Below are 17,290 nucleotides of genomic sequence, written 5' to 3' on the forward strand. Positions count from 1 at the left end.
GCTTCGACGCAGCCGCAGATGCGGGGTTATAGTCTGAAGCGTGCCGCAACTGAGGGTGACTGAAGCAGCCGCGCTGCTGGGCGTGAGTGATGACACCGTGCGCCGCTGGATCGACCAGGGGCGCCTGCCCGCAGCCCGCTCCGACACCGGCCGGATGGCGGTCGAGGGCCGGGACCTGGCTCGGCTCACCCAGGAGCTGGCCGGTGAGGACGGCGCTGCCCTGCGCTCCTCCGCCCGCAACCAGCTGCGGGGCATCGTCACCCGGGTCACCCGGGACACCGTGATGGCCCAGGTTGAGCTGCAGTGTGGACCGTTCCGGGTGGTGTCCCTGATGAGCACCGAGGCCGCCGACGACCTGGAGCTGGAGCCCGGTGTCGTGGCGCTAGCCTCGATCAAGGCCACCCAGGTGGTTGTGGCGCTCCCCGCGGAGAGCTGACCAGGATCGATGCCCCCACGACCGCTCTGTCCCGCCCGGTTCCGACCGGCGACCCGACGGGTCCGGCTCGGCGGTCCGATCGCCCCGATCGCCCTGATCATCGTGCTCTCCGCCTGTGGCGGCACTCCCCCGGAGGAGACGCAGACGGCCACGCCGGGCGAGACGGGCCCGGTGACCGGCGACATCACGGTCTTTGGCGCCGCCTCGCTGACCGACAGCTTCACCGAGCTGGGGGAGGGTTTTGAGGAAGCGCACCCGGGCACCAGCGTGAGGTTCAGCTTCGCCGGCAGCTCCTCACTGGCCCAGCAGATCCTCAGCGGCGCACCGGCCGACGTGTTCGCCTCCGCCTCGCCGGCCACGATGGCCCTGGTCGCCGAGGGCGGACGGACCGAGGGCGATCCCGTGGCCTTCGTGACCAACCGGTTGCAGATCGCCGTCCCGGTCGGCAACCCCGGGAGGGTCACCAGCCTGGAGGACTTCACGGACCAGGACCGCACCATCGCGCTGTGCGCCGCAGAGGTGCCGTGCGGGGCCGCCTCGGCACGGGCCTTCGAGGCAGCCCGGCTGACGCCTGCCCCCGACACCTACGAGGAGGACGTCCGGGCGGCCCTGACCAAGGTGCGTCTCGACGAGGTCGATGCGGCACTCGTCTACCAAACCGACGTGCTCGTTGCCGGCACCCAGGTTGAGGGCATCGACTTCGCGGAGTCGGCGGCAGCGGTCAACGACTACCCGATCGCGGTGCTGCGGGAGGCTCCCAACCCCGCCGGCGGCCAGGCCTTCCTCGACTTCGTGCTCTCCCCGGACGGGCAGGCCGTGCTGGGCGCGGCCGGGTTCGGGTCCCCGTGACGGGCGCTCCCTCGCCTGCTCGCCGCCTGCGTCGGTCCGCGGTGCAGACGCCCGCGGACGGCCGGGGGACCGGCATCCCGCCGATCCTGCTGCTGCCCGCCGGGCTCGGTCTGGCCTTCCTGCTGCTGCCCCTGGTCGGGCTGCTGGTGCGCACCCCATGGAGCGAGCTGGGCACCCTGCTGAGCCGACCCGCGGTGCTGGAGGCGCTGCGTCTCTCCCTGGTCACCGCCACCGCGGCCACCGCGATCTGTCTGGTCCTCGGGGTGCCGCTGGCCTGGGTGCTGGCCCGGGCCACCGTGCCGGGCGTCCGGTTGGTCCGGGCGCTGCTCACCCTGCCGTTGGTCCTGCCGCCCGTCGTCGGGGGCGTCGCGTTGCTGCTGCTCCTGGGACGGCGGGGCCTGATCGGCCAGCACCTCTACGACTGGTTCGGGCTGAGCCTGCCGTTCACCAGCACGGCCGTGGTGCTCTCCCAGGCGTTCGTGGCCATGCCCTTCCTGGTGATCGCCGTCGAGGGCGCGCTGCGCGGAGCGGACCGGCGCTTCGAGGACGCGGCCGCCACGCTGGGCGCCGGACGCTGGCTCATCTTCCGCAGAGTGACCCTGCCGCTGGTGGCGCCGGGCATCTCGGCCGGTGCGGTCCTCTGCTTCGCCCGGGCCCTGGGGGAGTTCGGCGCAACGATCACCTTCGCCGGGAACTTCCCCGGCGTGACCCGGACCATGCCCCTGTCGGTCTATCTCGCCCTGGAGACCGACCCACAGGCAGCGATCGTGCTGGCCCTGGTCCTGCTCCTGGTCTCGGTCCTGATCCTGCTCGCCCTGCGCGGCCGGTGGCTCAACGGGGTCGGCTCGTGAGCTCCCAGAGGTCGACCCCGCCGACCGCCGACCCCCGGGAGGCAGCCCCGGGAGGCGACCTCGCGGCATACCTGCAGGTCTCCCGCGGAGCTCTGCAGCTGGAGGTGGACCTGCAGGTCCCGTCCGGCCAGGTGGTTGCCCTGCTGGGGCCCAACGGGGCCGGCAAGACCACGGCGCTGCACGCGCTCGCGGGTCTGCTGCGGCTGCGTGCGGGCTCGCTGACCCTCGGTGGCCGGGCACTGGACGACCCCACGACGGGCACCTTCGTCCCCGCGGCGCGCCGCGAGGTGGGCGTGGTCTTCCAGGACTACCTGCTCTTCCCGCACCTCACAGCGCTGGAGAACGTTGCCTTCGGGCTCCGGGCCCGCGGGGTCGGCCGCGTGGCAGCCCGGGAGGCTGCCGGGGCCTGGTTGGACCGGGTGGGGCTGGCGGACCGCGCGGGGGTGCGCCCCGGTCAGCTCTCCGGAGGGCAGGCGCAGCGGGTCGCCCTGGCCCGGGCCCTGGCGACCCGGCCACGACTGGTGCTGCTGGATGAGCCCCTGGCCGCCCTGGACGCCGCGACCCGGCTCGAGGTGCGCGCCGACCTGGCGCGGCACCTGCGGGAGTTCGGCGGCAGCGCCGTGCTGGTCACCCACGACCCGCTCGACGCGATGGTGATCGCCGACCGGATCATCGTGCTCGAGCAGGGGCGGGTCGTGCAGGACGGCGCCCCCGCGGAGGTGGCCAGGGCACCGCGGACCGAGTATGTCGCACGCCTGGTCGGTCTGAACCTGCTCCGTGGGGTGGGCTCGGGGCCGGTGGTCTCGGTGGCTGCTGGCGGGGTGCTGCACGTCGCCGACCCGGTGGACGGTCCGGTGCTCGTCGCCTTCCCGCCCACCTCGGTCACCCTGCACCGCCAGCGGCCCGAGGGGTCGGCCCGCAACGTCTGGCGGGGCGCGATCCGCGCCCTGGAGCAGCACGCCCACACGGTGCGTGCGCAGGTCACAGCTGCGGGTCACCCGCTGGTGCTGGCCGACGTCACCCCCGCCGCGGTCGCTGACCTGGACCTGGCCGTGGGGGCAGCGGTCTGGGTGTCCTTCAAGGCGACCGACACCCACGTCTATCCGGGGTGAGCCAGGGACGCAGGCTCAGCGGTGGAGGACGACCTCGACCTCGAAGCCCTGGCCGTCCTGCAGGAAGAGTGCCGTGTGCTCCGGGCCGCCGGCGTGCGGATAGCGTTCGGCGAACAGCTCCTGCCAGCCGTGGTCCGGCGCAGCCGCCCGCAGGGCATCGAGCGCCGGTCGGTCGGTGCTCGTGAGAGCCAGGTGGTTCAGGCCGGCTCGGAGCCGGTCGTGGCCTCCGGGTCGGAGGTCCGGTGACTGCTCCACCCCCAGGTAGGTGCCGTCCGGGTGGATCCAGCTCAGCCCCTCCCGCCACCGCTGGTGCTCGCTCCAGCCGAGCTCGTGCAGCAACCACCCCCAGGAGCGGACGGCGGCCTGGAGGTCGTCGACCCAGAGGTCGAGGTGGTGCAGGGCGCGGGCGGTGCGCTCAGTCATCGGCCCGGTCCTCGCTCGCGGCCCGGACCGGTGTCAGGGAGGGGCGTTTGGGCGGCACGTTGTCGCCGGAGGAGGTCCCGCGCAGGCGCCGACCCACCCACGGGGCGGCGTACTCCCGCGCCCAGGTCGCGTTGTCGCGGAACGCCTCGAGGCGTCCGGGGCGGGGTTGTGGCGGCAACGGGATCCGCCAGTCCGCCTCCTCGGCGGTGTGCCCGAGGGACTCGTAGGCAGCGAGTGCCACGCGGCGGTGCCCCTCCGGGCTCATGTGGATCCGGTCCCGCCCCCACATGCGCCAGTCCCGCAGAAAGGTCAGCGCCCACTGGTTGAGCAGGTAGGCACCCTGCCGCTCGGCGATCGACCAGAGGTGGCCGACGTAGACCGCAGCCTTGCCACGGGTCCGTTCCACGATGGGTGCCCCAGCAGGGTCGCTCGGCGTCGCCATCAGCACGTCGGAGCCCGTCGCGCGGATGCGAGCGACGGCCTCCTCCAGCGCGGCCGCCAGTGCGTCCGGGTCGGCGCCGGGGCGCAGGATGTCGTTGCCGCCGCCGATGATGCTCACCAGGTCCGGCTGCAGCTCCAGCCCGCGGTCGACCTGACGACCTGCGATGTCGTGCAGCCTCCGGCCCCGCACCGCGAGGTTGGCGTAGTTGAGGTCCGCGGTATGGGCCGACAGCAGCGCAGCGAGCCGGTCGGCCCAGCCGATCAGGCCACCGTCGGTGTCCGGGTCGCCCAGGCCCTCGGTCATGGAGTCGCCGAGGGCGACATAGCGACGCCACGGTCGAGCCTCGGGTCGGATACTGCCGGTGCGGGTGCTGCCTGTCATGGAGACCATCCTGCCGGTCTCACGCGAGATAGCCGAGTAGCCGCTCCAGACCCGGCTCGCCGAGCACCTCGTCCGCCAGAAGCGGGACCTGCACCGTGGGTAGGTGCGGCAGTGACCGGGCCAGCTCCGCGACATACTCCTCCTCGACCAGACGTCGGGAGGCGAGCAGGTCGCCAGCATCGGCCGGAGAGCGCTTGTTGATCACCACGGCCGCGACGGTCATTCCCGAGCGGGTGAGCTGCTCGTGCAGCTCGACCGACTCCAGGACCGGCAGCCGCTCGGCGGCGGTCACGATCACGAAGGCCGTGCCGGTGCGGTCGGTGAGCACCTCCCGCAGGTGGCGGAAGCGCTGCTGCCGGCGGTCGAGCACCGAGCGGATCTCCTCGTCGCGGTGTGCCCGTCGGTCCTGGGTGCGGCGTGGGCCGATCGAGGTGCCGGAGCCCGGGAGCCTCCGCGATCCGATGAGCTCCGCGGCGTCATAGTCGGCTCCCTCCAGTCCGCGCAGGGCCGCCCCGAACCGGGCGGAGCGGTCCTGGCGGCGCAGCAGCCCTTCGGTCCAGGCCTGCATCAGTTCGGGCAGTGCGATCAGCCGGGTGGTGTGGCCGCTCGGGGCTGTGTCGAAGATGACCAGCTCCTCCGGGTCGCGCTGCTCGACGACCTCGGCGATCCGCTCCAGCACCGCGGCCTCATGCGTTCCCGGGGCGTCCCGCGCCAGATCCAGGTGCTTGTCGACCTCGCCCTGCAGGTTGTCGGCCATCAGGCGCCGCACGGTGGCCCGGACAGCTCGAAGGTGCTCCTCGGTCGTGCGGGCGGGGTCGATCTCCAGTCCCCGGAGGCGCGGTGCCAGCTCGATCGGTGAGTCGCCGACCCGGCGCTGCCACAGGTGGCCCAGGTTGTGGGCCGGGTCGGTGGACACCACGAGGGTGGGGCGGCCGGCGCGGGCGCGGGCCAGGCCGAGCGCGGAGGCCACGGCCGTCTTGCCGACGCCGCCCTTGCCGCCCACGAAGAGGACATCGCGGTGCCGGGCGAGATCGCTGAGTGGCTGGGGCATCAGGCTCCTGGGCAGTGGCGGGCGGGAACGAGCAACGGCACGGCTGCCTCAGCAGCACGAGAAATGGTCGAGGGGGGAGCGGTCCAGGCCCATGCGCTTGTGCCAGTCGTGGAACTGGTCGTAGACGACCGGCAGCAGCTCCACGGTGTAGTAGCTCACCGGGTTGGGCACGCCGAGGGCCTCGGCCATCACGATGACCAGGAACAGGTCGTCCTCGTCCTGCTGGGCACGGGCGAAGGTGCGCCGGTAGGGGCCGCTGTAGAAGTCACGCAGCCCCGCAGCCACCTGCCAGAGGCGGCTGCGGGACTGGTCGGAGTCCTCCATCACGCTGGAGGCTACTCCCGTCAGTCCTGTGGTGCCCGCTCCGCGGCCGCGCGCTCGGCCTCCTGAGCGAGCTCGGCGTCGTCGTCACCGACGTAGTTGCGCGCCGACCGCATCGCGGCCGCGGCCTCGACGATCACCCAGAGTGCTGCCACGAGGATGACCAGGTCCAGGGCCAGGAGCAGCCAGTTCTGAGCCTCCCAGAAGGTGCCGAGCTGGATGAACAGCGCATAGATGGTCATCACCGCCACGAAGACCAGGGGGATCAGCGCGGGCAGCGGAGTGCGTCCTCGCCGCAGCAGCATGATCGCCACGATGGACAGGGTGAGGGCGGCCATGAGCTGGTTCGTGGTGCCGAACAGGGGCCAGATGAGCAGCCCGCCGGAGCCGTCCACACCGGCGCCGAACGTCAGTGCCAGCGCGACGCCGACCGCGATGACCGTGGCGACGCCCTTCCCGAGGGCCATGCCGGCGATGTCGCCGATCTCCTGGACGACGAAGCGCTGCAGGCGCACCCCGGTGTCCATCGTGGTGGCGGCGAAGAGGATGGCGGTGGTGGCCAGGATCGTCGCCGACAGCGACTGGGACAGCCCCAGGCCGCTCTCCACGATGGCACCGCCGCCCTGGACGAACGCGCCCACGCTGCCGGCGCCGAACTCGGAGTAGGTCTCCCGCCACGCGCCGAGGGTGGCGAAGCCGGCGGTGGCGGCGATGATCGCACCCAGCGCCAGCAGGCCCTCGCCCACCGCGCCGAAGTATCCGACGAAGCGGGCGTCGGACTCCTTGTGCAACTGCTTGGAGCTGGTGCCCGAGGACACCATGCCGTGGAAGCCCGAGACTGCGCCGCAGGCGATGGTGACGAACAGCAGCGGCACCAGGCTGGGGGTCCCTGCCGGAACCTCGTTGTTCACTGCAGGGGCGACGATCTCTGGGCGGGCGATCAGGACCGACCCGTAGAGAATGCCGAGCGCGATGAACAGCTGCAGACCGTTGATGTAGTCGCGCGGCTGCAGCAGGACCCAGACCGGCAGGGTGGAGGCGATACCGGCGTACAGGAACAGGACGATGATCCAGAAGGCGTTGTCCGGCAGACCCATGACCGTCTCCGGAAGGGCGAGCGGCACCTGGTCGCCGATCCAGATGAGGGTGTAGAGCGCGACCACTCCCACCACGGAGACGACCGGCAGGCTCCACTTCAGCTTGTAGATCGCCTGGCCCACGAGCAGGGCGACCAGCAGCGCACCCCAGGTCGGGATCACGGCCGTGGGGGTGCTGACCAGCAGGTTGGAGATGACGACCGCGAAGGCGGCGTTGACCATCAGCAGGAGCAGGAAGATGACCACCAGGAACAGGTTGCGTCCGTGCTTGCCGATGTAGCGACCGGACAGGGCGCCGATCGACTGGCCACGGTTGCGGATCGAGGCCCACAGGGCGCCGAGGTCGTGCATCCCTGCGAAGAAGACAGTGCCGATGGTCACCCAGAGGAAGGCGGGCAGCCAGCCCCAGATGACGGCGATGGCGGGTCCGACGATGGGGGCGGCGCCGGCGACGGATGTGAAGTGGTGTCCCCACAGCACGTACTTGTTGGTCGGGACGTAGTCGACGCCGTCCTCGAACTGGTGCGCTGGGGTGGTGCGGGAGTCGTCGAGTGCGTAGATCCGGCTGGCCAGGTACTTCGAGTACAGGAAGTAGCCGGCCAGGATCATGGCGACGCCGATGAGTGCGAGTACCAGGGAGTTCATGGTGTGCTGCCTCTGTCCGGGGGCGGGGTACCGGTCACCCTAGCGACTCGCGGACCGTCCTGGTGGGATCACGACAACGACCAGTCGACCGGTGTGCCGCCCTGTGCGACCAGCAGGTCGTTCGCGCGGCTGAACGGGCGCGAGCCGAAGAATCCGCCGCGAGCCGACAACGGTGACGGATGGGCGCTCTGGACCGTGGGCACGTCGCCCAGTGCCGGTGCCAGTGACCGGGCGTCCCGACCCCACAGGATCGCCACCAGCGGGCCGCCGCGCCGGGCGAGTGCGGCGATGGCCAGGTCGGTGAGCTGCTCCCAGCCCCGGCCCCGGTGGCTGGCCGGTGCGCCTGGCCGCACGGTCAGCACCCGGTTGAGGAGCAGCACCCCGTGCTCCGTCCAGGGGGAGAGGTCCCCGGAGGCGGGCGTCGGCATACCCAGATCCGTGCCGAGCTCGGCATAGATGTTCTGCAGGCTGCGCGGGACGGGCCGCACGTCGGCAGCCACCGAGAAGGACAGACCGACCGCGTGGCCCGGGGTGGGGTAGGGGTCCTGCCCGACGATCAGCACCCGCACCTGGTCCAGGGGCTGCTCGAAGGCGCGCAGGATGTGGTGCCCCGCGGGCAGGTAGCCGTGGCCGGCGGCCACCTCGGCGCGCAGGAAGTCGCCGAGCTCGCGCACCGTGTCGGTGGCTGGCTCGAGGGCACGCGCCCAGGAGGGGTGCACCAGGTCGGCCAGCGGGGCGGTGGGCGGACTGCTCACCGGGACAGGGTATGCCGAGTGGTCGGCTCAGGCGTATGCCCGCGTGGTCGGCCCACGAGCTGGTGGACGTCATCGACACGACTCGCCACCCAATCGCCGCAAGCGGCGCCCGCAAGACGGGTCAGCACGGAGATGAGAGGTGGGTCAGTCCTCCAGACCCATGTAGCGAACCCACCGCTCCGCAACGGATTCGCCAGGCTTCGCAACCACGTTCTCCACCTTCGCGCTGTCAATGGACTGGGGCAGTGCAGCGAGTTTTATGGACGTAGTTCCGGGCGCATCTGCCTTGTTTACAAGGACCGTCCCAGCGTCGTCGATCGCCATGGTCCGCATTGGGGCGAGATACTGCTCGCCGTCTTGATGGTCATCCATGAGTACGACTACATAGCTTGCACCAATCTCCATCCGGGCTTCCCCCTCAGTCATTGCGGGTTTTTCGGTGCCGTCATCGAACTGGGCATAGCCGGGATAAGTGTAGAGCGTAAGAGGTTCCCCTGGGGTGACGCCCGTGATGGCGTTCGGGTTGCTCCAGAGAACATTGGTGACGTCAACGACGACGTCTCGAGGGATCAGGTTGTAGGGCCCGGCGTCGGTGGCTCGATCCAGTAGCTTCTTCTCCCCCACCACGTCGACCTGGACGACGTGGGAGCCCCACTGAGCCCAGTCCTCCACTGTCTGATTGGGAAACATCAACTCGGCGTCCCCGTCGATGAACGTCTCGCTCGCAGCGGCGTCTCTCTCGGTGGTCGACGCAGTGGCCGGTTCTGTGTCGCTCTGCTCCTGTTGCGGGACCGATTGCGCCTCACCCGCAGGGGGCAGGCGATCGCCACAGCCTGCGGCCAGCAGCATGACTGCTCCCATGAAAGTGACCAGATAGGTGGATCGCTGTTGCAACATGGTTTAATTCTCACCGCCCCGCTAGTAGGCTGAATTGATCTGATGATTGTTATGGTCCCCGAGGCCGCGCAGATCTCCATCAATTGGAGTAACCATACAGCCAAGTTCGGCGTGGTCGTTCGCTCGCCAGGGCACGGCCTCATTACCGTGGAGGAGGCCGACGGTGTGGCCCGCTTCATGGCATACTAACGCCTTCGTAGCATTGTAGCCAATGGTGTTGTTGTTCAGCACGGAATTGATTCTCACATTATATGAATTGCAGCGCAGAAAATCCTGCGCCTTCAAGCAATCAACATTTCCCCACGTATTAGCAGGCAAGGATGAGTCAATCCATAGATGCATATCCGTCTCAAGATAACTAAGAGTGCTGTCGTGTACTGGATTGATGTCTGTGTAATATCCCATGCTCGTCATCGCTGACTCAGTCGCATTCGTCAGTCGAGTGCTGAATCCCTGATAGAAGTACGAGTGCGTGGTGTTGTCCGCCCGGCACACATCCTGCCTTGGTGTGCCCTGTCGACAGTCGGGTTGCCCTGTGTTCCTGAACATGTTGTCCACCCCGTGATGACTCACCACCGGCGGTGCTGCCGCCGTGTGGGAGCGAGCAATGCTATGACTGCCAACACGAACTTGGATGCTCGGTCCATGATGGATTGTTGCACCGGAGTTGCCGAGTGTCCAGGGATGGTGGGCGGCTGCTCACCGGGACAGCGTATGCCGCGTGGTCGGCTCGGGCGTGGACGGCCCCGGTTCGGGCTGCCCGGCACGTCGGAATGACAGAGCTGTCATTCAGGACGTACAGTGGGGCCCGACGCGTCGGGTCCACCGGCGCCCGCCGAGCACAGAAGGACCACAATGGGAGCCGCAGCGAGGATCACCGGCGCCGATGCACCCCAGGGGCTGACCGAGCGCGATCGCCAGATCATCGACTTCGAGCGTCAGTGGTGGAAGTATGCCGGCGCCAAGGAGCAGGCGATCAAGGACCTGTTCGACATGAGCGCCACCCGCTACTACCAGTTGCTGAACCAGTTGATCGACTCCCAGGAGGCCCTGGAGCACGACCCGATGCTGGTCAAGCGGCTGCGCCGGATGCGCGCCCAGCGCCAGAAGTCGCGCTCGGCGCGCCGCCTCGGCGTCCAGCTCTGAGCGAGCCCACGGCACGCAGCATCCGGCCCGGGAGTCCCTGACTCCCGGGCCGGATGCTTGGGTGCGGTGCCGGGCGATGACGGTGCTGGGCGATGACCCTGCGGCGCGAGCCGGGTCAGCGGCGGCGAGTGGTGCCCTGTCGTCCGCGTGCGTCGGCCGTGAGGGCGAGTCGGTTCTCGACCTCGAGGCTGCGGCTTCGCTCGGAGTGCATGTCGCGGGCGACGTCCAGGTCGATGGGGAAACACATGGCAGGTCCTCCTCTCAGCAGGTGCGCGCACTCAGAAGGTGCGGGTCGGGTCGGTGTGGATCGGCTCGGTGTCCGCGGGCTCGGCGTCCGCGGGCTCGGTGTGGGCGGGCTCGGTAGGTGCGGGGCCAGTCGGCGGGGAGGTCTGTTCGTCGAGGTGGCCGACGGCGATGTCACCGGACACGGCGCGCAGTCGCAGCTCCACGAACGGGGCGCCCTCGGCGGGCTGCCCGAGTGAGACCAGCCGAGAGTGGACGGTGCCGGTCATCGTGTGGATGTCGGTCCAGGCGGGCAGCCCCGCGGTGACGCCCACCCTGATGTCGCCGGAGGCGGTGCGGGCGTCCAGCCGACCACCGGAGAGTCGGTCGAGCTGGATGTCGCCGCTGGCGGTGGTGATCCCGGCGCCGTGGTCGGAGGCCTCGATGCGGACGTCCCCGGAGCCGCTCTTGGTGCTGATCTGACCACTGACCCGGCCCAGGATGACGTCACCGCTGCCGGTGAGCGCGCTCACGTCTCCGGTGACGGTGCGGAGCCGGAGGTCGCCGGAGCCGCTGCGCAGCGAGGCGTCGCCGGTGACCGCGCCCACCAGCAGGTCGCCGGAGCCGGCCGTCATCTCCAACGTGCCGACATCCTCCAGCTCGTTGTCGCCGGAGCCGGACCGCAGGGCGCAGGTGCCGAGCACCCCGGTGGCGGTCAGGTCGGCTGAGCCGAGCTTGGTGCTCAGCGCGCTGCCGGTGGGCGTGCTGATCCGGACGGTGAGTTGGCTGCTGCCGAGGGCGAAGCTGAAGCCGTTGCGGGAGCGCGGGCCCACGACGGCGATCGTGTTGCCCTGCTGCTCGACCGTGGTCTCCTCGGCGCCCTTGCCGGTGACGGTCACCAGGGTGCGGCCGTTGGTCTCACCGGCGCGGATCTCGACGTGGCCGGAGCCGATCTCGACCGACAGGTCGGGCGGGTTGGGGGTCTCAAAGGTGCGGTCCATGATCTGTCCTCAGGTCTGGTGGTGGGTGGGTTGTGTCAGGTGCGTCAGGACCAGCCGGTCATCCGGCGACCCGGTGTGCCGGGCGGTTTGGGTGCCCCCGGTGGACTGGGTGGGTAGTCGAAGCGGACGCCGTGGCTGCGCAGGTTGATGCGTAACCCGCTGGCGGTGGCATCGCGGACGGCGTCCACGATCCAGCTGTTCAGCGACTGACCGACCTCGGAGGCAAGCTCCTCGGCCCGCGACTTCAGGCCCTCGGGCAGTCGCAGCGTGATGCGGATCTGGTCCCCGGACTCATCGATCGGCTGACGCTCTGAGTCCTGCGGGTAGGTGTCCTCCGGCCCGTCGGGGGAGCCGACGCCGTCGAGGACGAACTCCAGGGCCCGGCCGCGCAGTCGGGTCTCGACGCTCCCGGACGGGAGCTCGGTGGTGATCTCCGCCGCGGCGTCGGTGAGTGCCTCGAGCAGGACCAGGCGGATGGCGGGGTCGACCGCGGACAGGACGCGCTGGGCCGACGCCGTGATCTCCGGCCCGCCCAGCTCGGTGGCCGCAGAGACCTCGGCCCGCAGTCGCTCGACGTATGTGGTGAGTTCCATGACACGACTATGACACCAAAATGGTGTCATGTCAACACCATAGTGACGTCAACACTGACGGCACGGTGTGTCACGCGTGGTGCACGGGTGCGGGAACAGGCCGCCCGGACGCCCATCTCGTTGGTGCCCGGGTCAGCATCACCTAGGGTGAAGGTCATGTCTGTGCCGCAGTTTCAGGAGGTCGCGCCTGGAACGTTCGTCCGCAGGCACTCCGAGTTGGACCTCAACTGCGGGCTCGTTGTCGGCTCGAGGCGGGCCCTGGTCATCGACACCCGCAGCACCACCGCCCGTGGTGAGGGCCTGGCTGCTGCCGTTCGTGAGATCACGCCCCTGGAGCAGGTCGTGGTCAACACGCACGCGCACTATGACCACTGCTTCGGCAACGCGGCCTTCCGGGACTCCCAGATCTACGCCCACGTGGGCGCGGCTGCCAGTCTGCAGCGCACCGCCGAGCACCAGCGCAGCCAGGTCGTGGAGCACCTGCGCCGCACAGAGCGCCCGGACCTGGCACAGACCTACGTCGACACCGAGGTGGTGCTGCCGTTCTACCTGGTCGACGACGAGGTGACGCCGATCGACCTCGGCGACCGCACGGCATACCTGCTCTTTGGTGGGCGCGGGCACACCGACCACGACCTCGTCGTCGCCGTCCCCGACGTCTCCACCGTCTTCTGGGCGGACCTGATCGAGCAGGGGGCCGACCCGGCGATGGACGACTCCTTCCCACTGGAGTGGGGCGCCACCCTCGCCAGACTGCAGGAGCACCCACACGTCCGGGACGCCCAGCTGCACGTGCCCGGTCACGGTGAGGTCGTTGAGCCGGCCTTCATCGCCCAGCAGCGGGCGACCCTCTCGGCGCTCGCCGACGATCTCACCAGCGCCCTGGCGGCCGGGGTCCAGGACGTTGACGGGCTGGTCGCCAAGACTCGCGGGCTGGGTCTGACGGACAGCACTCTGCGCGATGCTGCGGTGCGCACCCTGGAGACCCGCTCTGGCGCAGCCGAGGTCAACGCAGCACCATAGGGGCATGAGCAACGACGCCGGGCCCGAGACGACCGCCGATCCCACCGTCTACCGCGACCTGGTCGCCGGCAGCCTGACTGATCCCGCAGCCTTCTGGGGGGCGGCGGCACAGGATCTTGATTGGATCCGGCGTCCGCAGACCGTGCTGGACTCCTCGCGCGAGCCGTTCTACGACTGGTTCCCCGACGGTGTCCTGAACGTCTGCTTCAACGCCCTGGATCGTCATGTTGTGCACGGCCGGGCCGACCAGACCGCCCTGATCTACGACAGCCCGGTCACCGGCAAGCAGCGGAGCTACACCTACGCCCAGCTGCTCGACGAGGTGGCCCGGTTCGCCGGTGTGCTCCGCAACCTCGGGGTCGAGCAGGGTGACCGGGTCGTGATCTATCTGCCGATGATCCCCGAGGCCGTGATCTCGATGCTGGCCTGTGCCCGCATCGGTGCCGTGCACTCGGTGGTCTTCGGCGGCTTCGCCCCGGCCGAGCTCGCCGCCCGGATCGAGGATGCCGAGCCGAAGGTCGTGATCTCCGCGTCCTGCGGTGTCGAGCCCACGCGGGTGGTGGAGTACAAGCCGATGCTCGACGAGGCCATTGACCGCTCGAGCCACAAGCCGGACTTCACGGTGATCGTGCAGCGCGAGCAGGCGCTGGCCGAGATGGGCGAGCGCGACCTGGACTGGAAGACGCTGATGAAGCCCGACGCCATCGCGCCCGCCGGGTGCGTCCGGGTGCAGGCCACCGACCCGCTCTACATCCTCTACACCTCCGGCACCACCGGGAAGCCCAAGGGGATCGTGCGGGACAGTGGCGGTTATGCCGTCGCTCTGCGCTGGTCGATGAGCAACCTGTATGGCGTGCAGCCGGGTGAGACCTGGTTCTGCGGCTCCGACGTGGGCTGGGTGGTGGGCCACTCCTACATCGTCTATGCGCCTCTGCTGACCGGTGCCACCACGGTCCTCTACGAGGGCAAGCCGGTCGGCACTCCCGATGCCGGTGCCTACTGGCGGTTGATCCAGGAGCACCAGGTGGTCGCGGCCTTCTCTGCGCCGACGGCCATCCGGGCGATCAAGAAGCTGGACCCGGAGGCTGCGCTGCTGGCCGACTACGACATCTCCTCGCTACGGACCCTCTTCCTCGCGGGCGAGCGCCTCGACCCGGACACCTGGCAGTGGGCCACGGACGCCCTGGGCGTCCCGGTGATCGACAACTGGTGGCAGACCGAGACCGGCTGGCCCATCACCATCAACCCGATGGGCATCGGCCAGCTCCCGATCAAGCCTGGGTCCTCCGGTCCGGCAACGGTCGGCTACGACGTGCAGGTGCTGGACCCGACCGGTCAGCCGGTGCAGCCCGGCGTCGAGGGCGCCATCTGCCTCAAGCAGCCGCTGCCGCCCGGCACCCTGCCCACGCTCTGGCGGGACGACGACCGTTATGTCGAGTCCTACCTGTCGGCCTTTCCCGGTTACTACCTCTCCGGCGACGGGGGCTACGTCGACGAGGACGGCTATGTCTTCATCATGGGTCGCACCGACGACGTGCTCAACGTCGCCGGGCACCGGTTGTCGACCGGGTCGATCGAGGCAGCGCTGGCCGGTCACCCCTCGGTCGCCGAGTGTGCCGTGATCGGTGTCCGCGATGCACTCAAGGGTCAAGTGCCACGGGGTCTGGTCGTGCTCAAGGCCGGAGTCGAGTTTGACGTCGAGGGTGCCGAGTCGCTGCGCGCCGAGCTGATCCAGCGGGTCCGTGCCGAGGTCGGTGCCGTGGCGGCGCTGAACCGGGTGGATGTCGTGGATGCTCTGCCCAAGACGCGCTCGGGCAAGATCCTGCGCAAGACGATGCGCCAGATCGCCGACGGCGACGAGGCCCTGGTGCCCTCCACGATCGAGGACGCCACCGTGCTCGACGGGCTGCGCGGCGTGCTGGAGGGCGAGCGCTGACGCCCAGAGCCTGACACGTGCCACGGGTCTACCCGGGCTGGGGTCGCATCGTGGGTAGTTGTCGTGCACGTGCCAACGCACCGCTCGTGCTGTCCCGGTGAGATGCGCCGGTGACGGGTGGGGAGGGGTGAGCGGTCGGCATACGGACGCCCTGTTTTGTGCTCAGATCGCCCCAGATATTTGCACTCGACCCCTGAGAGTGCTAATCATGGACTTAGCACTCTGACCATGAGAGTGACAATGACCGACCGATCGAGGGTTGGCCGTGTCGGCGCGACGTGAGCCCGGCAGGGTCGGCTCGTCCGTCGCGGGCGTGAGGCCGGTCTCCAACCCGTTCAGCCTGTGGGAGGAACCACCCAAATGGCCAAGACCATTGCTTTCGATGAGGAGGCTCGCCGCGGACTCGAGAGGGGTATGAACACCCTCGCCGACGCCGTGCGCGTGACTCTCGGCCCGAAGGGCCGCAACGTCGTCCTGGAGAAGAAGTGGGGCGCCCCCACCATCACCAACGATGGTGTGAGCATCGCCAAGGAGATCGAGCTCGAGGACCCCTACGAGAAGATCGGCGCCGAGCTCGTCAAGGAGGTCGCCAAGAAGACCGACGACGTCGCCGGTGACGGCACGACGACGGCGACCGTGCTGGCTCAGGCCATGGTCCGTGAGGGCCTGCGCAACGTCGCGGCCGGCGCGAACCCGATGGCCCTCAAGCGCGGCATCGAGAAGGCCGTCGAGGCTGTCTCCGCCGAGCTGCTGAACATGGCCACCGAGGTCGACACCAAGGAGCAGATCGCGCAGTCCGCGTCCATCTCCGCGGCCGACAACGAGATCGGCGAGATGATCGCCGAGGCCATGGACAAGGTCGGCAACGAGGGTGTCATCACCGTCGAGGAGTCCAACACCTTCGGCCTGGAGCTCGAGCTCACCGAGGGTATGCGCTTCGACAAGGGCTACATCTCGCCCTACTTCGTCACCGACACCGAGCGCATGGAGACGGTCCTGGAGGACCCCTACATCCTCATCCTGAACTCCAAGATCAGCGCGATCAAGGACGTTCTGCCGGTGCTGGAGAAGGTCATGCAGTCCGGCAAGCCGCTGGCGATCATCGCCGAGGACGTCGAGGGCGAGGCCCTGGCGACCCTGGTGGTCAACAAGATCAAGGGCAACTTCAAGTCCGTCGCCGTCAAGGCCCCGGGCTTCGGTGACCGCCGCAAGGCCATGCTGGCCGACATTGCCATCCTCACCGGTGGCCAGGTCATCTCCGAGGAGGTCGGCCTCTCCCTGGAGACCGCCGAGCTCGACCTGCTGGGCCACGCCCGCAAGGTCGTCGTCTCCAAGGACGAGACCACGATCGTCGAGGGTGCCGGTGACGCCGACGCCATCGCCGGTCGCGTCAGCCAGATCCGCGCCGAGATCGAGAACTCGGACAGCGACTACGACCGTGAGAAGCTGCAGGAGCGTCTGGCCAAGCTGGCCGGCGGTGTTGCGGTCATCAAGGCCGGCGCTGCCACCGAGGTCGAGCTCAAGGAGCGCAAGCACCGCATCGAGGACGCCGTCCGCAACGCCAAGGCCGCTGTCGAGGAGGGGATCGTCGCCGGTGGTGGCGTCGCCCTGATCCAGGCCGCTGGCGCGTTCGAGAAGCTCTCCCTCGAGGGCGACGAGGCCACCGGCGCCAACATCGTCAAGGTGGCCGTCGAGGCTCCGCTCAAGCAGATCGCCGTCAACGGTGGTCTCGAGGGCGGCGTCGTGGCGGAGAAGGTGCGCAACCTGCCCGCGGGTCACGGCCTGAACGCCGCGACCGGTGAGTACGGCGACATGCTGGCCTTCGGCGTTGCCGACCCGGTCAAGGTCACCCGCTCCGCGCTCCAGAACGCCGGCTCCATCGCGGCGCTGTTCCTGACCACCGAGGCCGTGATCGCCGACAAGCCGGAGCCCGCTCCGGCCATGCCGGCCGGCGACGGTGGCATGGGCGACATGGGCGGCATGGGCGGCATGGGCTTCTGACCTAGCCACCCCACGAGTTCCCGCGTTTCTCGCGGACAACGAGCAACGGGGCGGTCTCCTTCGGGAGGCCGCCCCGTTGTGCTGTCCCGGGCTGAAAGCGGCCACGGT

Annotated in this window: 19 protein-coding genes; 8 read left to right on the forward strand and 11 right to left on the reverse strand. The window is 69.5% G+C overall.

Annotated elements, in window-relative coordinates; translation table 11 throughout:
* The first annotated feature begins 40 nt into the window (after positions 1-40).
* Genes DPQ65_RS01885 through DPQ65_RS01900 form a run of 4 tightly spaced genes read left to right on the forward strand, consistent with a single transcriptional unit; the run spans position 41 to position 3,248 of the window.
* On the forward strand, positions 41-436 hold the full coding sequence (locus DPQ65_RS01885) for a TOBE domain-containing protein (RefSeq protein WP_114905691.1): 396 nt from the start codon (positions 41-43) through the stop codon (positions 434-436).
* A 9-nt stretch (positions 437-445) separates the two neighbouring features.
* Positions 446-1,285 carry a molybdate ABC transporter substrate-binding protein gene (gene modA, locus DPQ65_RS01890; RefSeq protein ID WP_114905692.1) on the forward strand — a complete coding sequence of 280 codons (840 nt, stop codon included), beginning with the start codon at positions 446-448 and terminating at the stop codon, positions 1,283-1,285.
* A 41-nt stretch (positions 1,286-1,326) separates the two neighbouring features.
* Positions 1,327-2,136 carry an ABC transporter permease gene (locus DPQ65_RS01895; RefSeq protein WP_202862969.1) on the forward strand — a complete coding sequence of 270 codons (810 nt, stop codon included), beginning with the start codon at positions 1,327-1,329 and terminating at the stop codon, positions 2,134-2,136.
* Entirely contained in the window at positions 2,133-3,248 is a 1,116-nt protein-coding gene (locus tag DPQ65_RS01900; protein ID WP_114905694.1) for an ABC transporter ATP-binding protein, read from the forward strand. The genes DPQ65_RS01895 and DPQ65_RS01900 overlap by 4 nt, the downstream gene beginning before the upstream one ends.
* A 15-nt stretch (positions 3,249-3,263) precedes the next feature.
* Here the strand turns inward: DPQ65_RS01900 and DPQ65_RS01905 are convergent, their stop codons facing one another.
* The 8 genes from DPQ65_RS01905 to DPQ65_RS15445 all read right to left on the reverse strand — a co-directional run bounded on the left by DPQ65_RS01905 (position 3,264) and on the right by DPQ65_RS15445 (position 9,674).
* Positions 3,264-3,671 (reverse strand): VOC family protein, encoded by a 408-nt coding sequence (locus DPQ65_RS01905; protein ID WP_114905695.1) that lies wholly within the window; start codon positions 3,669-3,671, stop codon positions 3,264-3,266.
* On the reverse strand, positions 3,664-4,494 hold the full coding sequence (locus DPQ65_RS01910; RefSeq protein ID WP_114905696.1) for an SGNH/GDSL hydrolase family protein: 831 nt from the start codon (positions 4,492-4,494) through the stop codon (positions 3,664-3,666). Before DPQ65_RS01910 ends, DPQ65_RS01905 begins: the two co-directional genes overlap by 8 nt.
* A gap of 19 nt (positions 4,495-4,513) precedes the next feature.
* Positions 4,514-5,545 (reverse strand): ArsA family ATPase, encoded by a 1,032-nt coding sequence (locus tag DPQ65_RS01915; RefSeq protein ID WP_114905697.1) that lies wholly within the window; start codon positions 5,543-5,545, stop codon positions 4,514-4,516.
* A gap of 48 nt (positions 5,546-5,593) precedes the next feature.
* Positions 5,594-5,869 carry a cory-CC-star protein gene (locus DPQ65_RS01920; protein ID WP_114905698.1) on the reverse strand — a complete coding sequence of 92 codons (276 nt, stop codon included), beginning with the start codon at positions 5,867-5,869 and terminating at the stop codon, positions 5,594-5,596.
* Between the two features lie 20 nt (positions 5,870-5,889).
* Positions 5,890-7,608 carry a carbon starvation CstA family protein gene (locus DPQ65_RS01925; protein WP_114905699.1) on the reverse strand — a complete coding sequence of 573 codons (1,719 nt, stop codon included), beginning with the start codon at positions 7,606-7,608 and terminating at the stop codon, positions 5,890-5,892.
* A gap of 68 nt (positions 7,609-7,676) precedes the next feature.
* Positions 7,677-8,363, reverse strand: a complete 687-nt coding sequence (locus tag DPQ65_RS01930) for a uracil-DNA glycosylase (protein ID WP_114905700.1) — start codon at positions 8,361-8,363, stop codon at positions 7,677-7,679.
* Between the two features lie 144 nt (positions 8,364-8,507).
* Positions 8,508-9,212: a hypothetical protein gene (locus DPQ65_RS01935; RefSeq protein WP_162801961.1), complete on the reverse strand. Its 705-nt coding sequence runs from the start codon at positions 9,210-9,212 to the stop codon at positions 8,508-8,510.
* A 69-nt stretch (positions 9,213-9,281) separates the two neighbouring features.
* Complete coding sequence (locus DPQ65_RS15445; RefSeq protein WP_162801962.1) at positions 9,282-9,674, reverse strand: hypothetical protein; 393 nt, start codon at positions 9,672-9,674, stop codon at positions 9,282-9,284.
* Between the two features lie 441 nt (positions 9,675-10,115).
* Here DPQ65_RS15445 and DPQ65_RS01940 point away from each other — a divergent pair, with 441 nt between their 5' ends.
* The gene (locus tag DPQ65_RS01940; protein ID WP_114905702.1) at positions 10,116-10,406 is read left to right on the forward strand and encodes a DUF3263 domain-containing protein; all 291 of its coding nucleotides are present in this window, start codon (positions 10,116-10,118) and stop codon (positions 10,404-10,406) included.
* A gap of 115 nt (positions 10,407-10,521) precedes the next feature.
* Here the strand turns inward: DPQ65_RS01940 and DPQ65_RS16250 are convergent, their stop codons facing one another.
* Genes DPQ65_RS16250 through DPQ65_RS01950 form a run of 3 tightly spaced genes read right to left on the reverse strand, consistent with a single transcriptional unit; the run spans position 10,522 to position 12,222 of the window.
* On the reverse strand, positions 10,522-10,653 hold the full coding sequence (locus DPQ65_RS16250; RefSeq protein WP_272947623.1) for a hypothetical protein: 132 nt from the start codon (positions 10,651-10,653) through the stop codon (positions 10,522-10,524).
* A gap of 31 nt (positions 10,654-10,684) precedes the next feature.
* On the reverse strand, positions 10,685-11,629 hold the full coding sequence (locus tag DPQ65_RS01945; protein ID WP_114905703.1) for a DUF4097 family beta strand repeat-containing protein: 945 nt from the start codon (positions 11,627-11,629) through the stop codon (positions 10,685-10,687).
* Between the two features lie 44 nt (positions 11,630-11,673).
* On the reverse strand, positions 11,674-12,222 hold the full coding sequence (locus DPQ65_RS01950) for a toxin-antitoxin system HicB family antitoxin (protein ID WP_162801963.1): 549 nt from the start codon (positions 12,220-12,222) through the stop codon (positions 11,674-11,676).
* Between the two features lie 156 nt (positions 12,223-12,378).
* Between DPQ65_RS01950 and DPQ65_RS01955 the strand changes: the two genes are divergently transcribed.
* The 3 genes from DPQ65_RS01955 to groL all read left to right on the forward strand — a co-directional run bounded on the left by DPQ65_RS01955 (position 12,379) and on the right by groL (position 17,182).
* Complete coding sequence (locus DPQ65_RS01955) at positions 12,379-13,245, forward strand: MBL fold metallo-hydrolase (RefSeq protein WP_162801964.1); 867 nt, start codon at positions 12,379-12,381, stop codon at positions 13,243-13,245.
* 4 nt (positions 13,246-13,249) lie between these two features.
* Entirely contained in the window at positions 13,250-15,181 is a 1,932-nt protein-coding gene (locus DPQ65_RS01960) for a propionyl-CoA synthetase (RefSeq protein WP_114905706.1), read from the forward strand.
* 360 nt (positions 15,182-15,541) lie between these two features.
* Positions 15,542-17,182: a chaperonin GroEL gene (gene groL, locus DPQ65_RS01965; protein WP_114905707.1), complete on the forward strand. Its 1,641-nt coding sequence runs from the start codon at positions 15,542-15,544 to the stop codon at positions 17,180-17,182.
* The last annotated feature ends 108 nt before the right edge of the window (positions 17,183-17,290 follow it).

Source organism: Ornithinimicrobium murale (assembly GCF_003352835.1).
Taxonomy (GTDB): Bacteria; Actinomycetota; Actinomycetes; order Actinomycetales; family Dermatophilaceae; genus Ornithinicoccus; species Ornithinicoccus muralis.